The sequence below is a fragment of the Comamonas sp. B-9 genome (genome assembly GCF_000410635.1).
Taxonomy (GTDB): domain Bacteria; phylum Pseudomonadota; class Gammaproteobacteria; order Burkholderiales; family Burkholderiaceae_C; genus Comamonas.
Genome location: NZ_KE148539.1, coordinates 23,702 through 25,299, shown reverse-complemented (window position 1 = coordinate 25,299; position 1,598 = coordinate 23,702). Strand labels below are relative to the sequence as shown.

The 1,598-nt window shown below is 69.6% G+C and carries 2 protein-coding genes; both read right to left on the bottom strand.

Translation table 11 applies throughout. The features are described 5' to 3' along the window. On the bottom strand, positions 1-1,095 hold a 1,095-nt coding region (gene chrA / locus H928_RS26755; protein ID WP_043339287.1), incomplete at its 3' end, for a chromate efflux transporter. A 71-nt stretch (positions 1,096-1,166) separates the two neighbouring features. Continuing rightward, a partial coding sequence (locus H928_RS26750; protein ID WP_043339285.1) for an EamA family transporter occupies positions 1,167-1,598 on the bottom strand: 432 nt, incomplete at its 5' end.

Below are 1,598 nucleotides of genomic sequence, written 5' to 3'. Positions count from 1 at the left end.
GTACAGCGCAGCCAGCAGCACGCCGACCACCGAGGCATTGATGCCCGCCATCACCCGCTGCACGCCGGCCCGCTGGCGCAGCGATTCCCAGTGCGGCAGCACACCGGCGACCAGCAACAGGCCGGGCAGAAACACCGCCAGCAACAAGGCCAGGCCGGCCCACCAGCCGCCCCATGGCGCGGGCATGGCCGCGCCCAGGTAGGCGGCAAATGTGAACAGCGGGCCCGGCACGGCTTGGGCGGCGCCGTAGCCTGCCAGCAGCATGTCGTTGGACACCAGCCCGCCCGGCACCAAGCTGGCCTGCAACAACGGCAGCACCACATGGCCGCCGCCAAACACCAGCGCACCGGCCTGGTAGACCTGGCTGGCCATCGCCAGCAAGCTGCCCCCATACGCGGCGATCAACCAGGGGCTCAGCCCCAGCAACACGGCGTAGACCAGCAGCAAGCAGCTTCCCATGCGCTGGCTGACGCCATAGTGCTGGTGCTGTGCCGCAGGCAGCGGGCCCAGCTTCAGCGCCCAGCGGCCCAGTACCGCACCCAGCACGATGGCTGCCAGTTGCCCATAGGTGGAAGGCACGGCCAGCACCAGCAAGGCGGCGGCGATGGCCCATGCCCCACGCAACCGGTCCGGGCACAAGGCCCGCGCCATGCCCCATACGGCCTGCGCCACCACCGCGACGGCCACGACCTTGAGGCCATGCACGGCGCCCGATGCGGCCAGCCCTGCCCATTGCGACAGGCCCAGTGCCAACAGCATCAGCGCCAGGGCCGATGGCAAGGTAAAACCCAGCCAGGCTGCCAAGGCCCCCCACCAGCCCGCCCGGCCCAGGCCCAAGGCCATGCCCACCTGGCTGCTGGCCGGGCCGGGCAGAAACTGGCACAGCGCCACCAGATCCGCATAGGCGCGCTCATCGATCCAGCGCCGGCGCAGCACAAACTCGGTATGAAAATAGCCCAGATGCGCAACCGGCCCGCCAAACGAGGTCAGACCCAGCTTTGAAAAAGCGGCCAGCACTTCCAGCGCAGAGCCCTTGGCGGGGGCGGCATCTGCTTGCGGTGAAGGGCAAGGCTCTGGGCGGGGGTGGGCGTTCATAGGGAGGCACAGTCGCGGTGGTTGGCCAGCAGCATAAGCGGGCTCGCTGGCATTGCCAAGACCGCCATGGATCAACCTGCTTGCGCAGGCCTTGGCAGCAAGCGCATGCGGCCCGCATTCATCAGCCCCATGCCGGCAATCGCCGCAGCCCCCCCCACCAGCAAGGAAGCCGTCAGCGGCTCGGCCAGCCACAGGCTGGACAGCAGCATGCCAAACAAGGGCACGAGCGACATATAGGCAGCCGCGGCCCCGGCGCCCAGCTCCTGCACGCCCCGCAAGTACCAGGCATAGGCCAGTGCGGTGGCACCCAGCGCGAGCGCCATCAGGCTGTACCAGGCATGCGCAGGCGCATGCGCCAGGCCGGCCCAGGCGGCGGGACCCTCGACCAGCAGGCTGGCTGCCAGCAGCAACAGTGCGCCAAGGCTGGCGGTCGCGGCCGTCGTGGTAAGGGGATCGATGCGGGCCAGCACCAGGCGGCCCAGCAAGGTGTAGCCCACCCAACA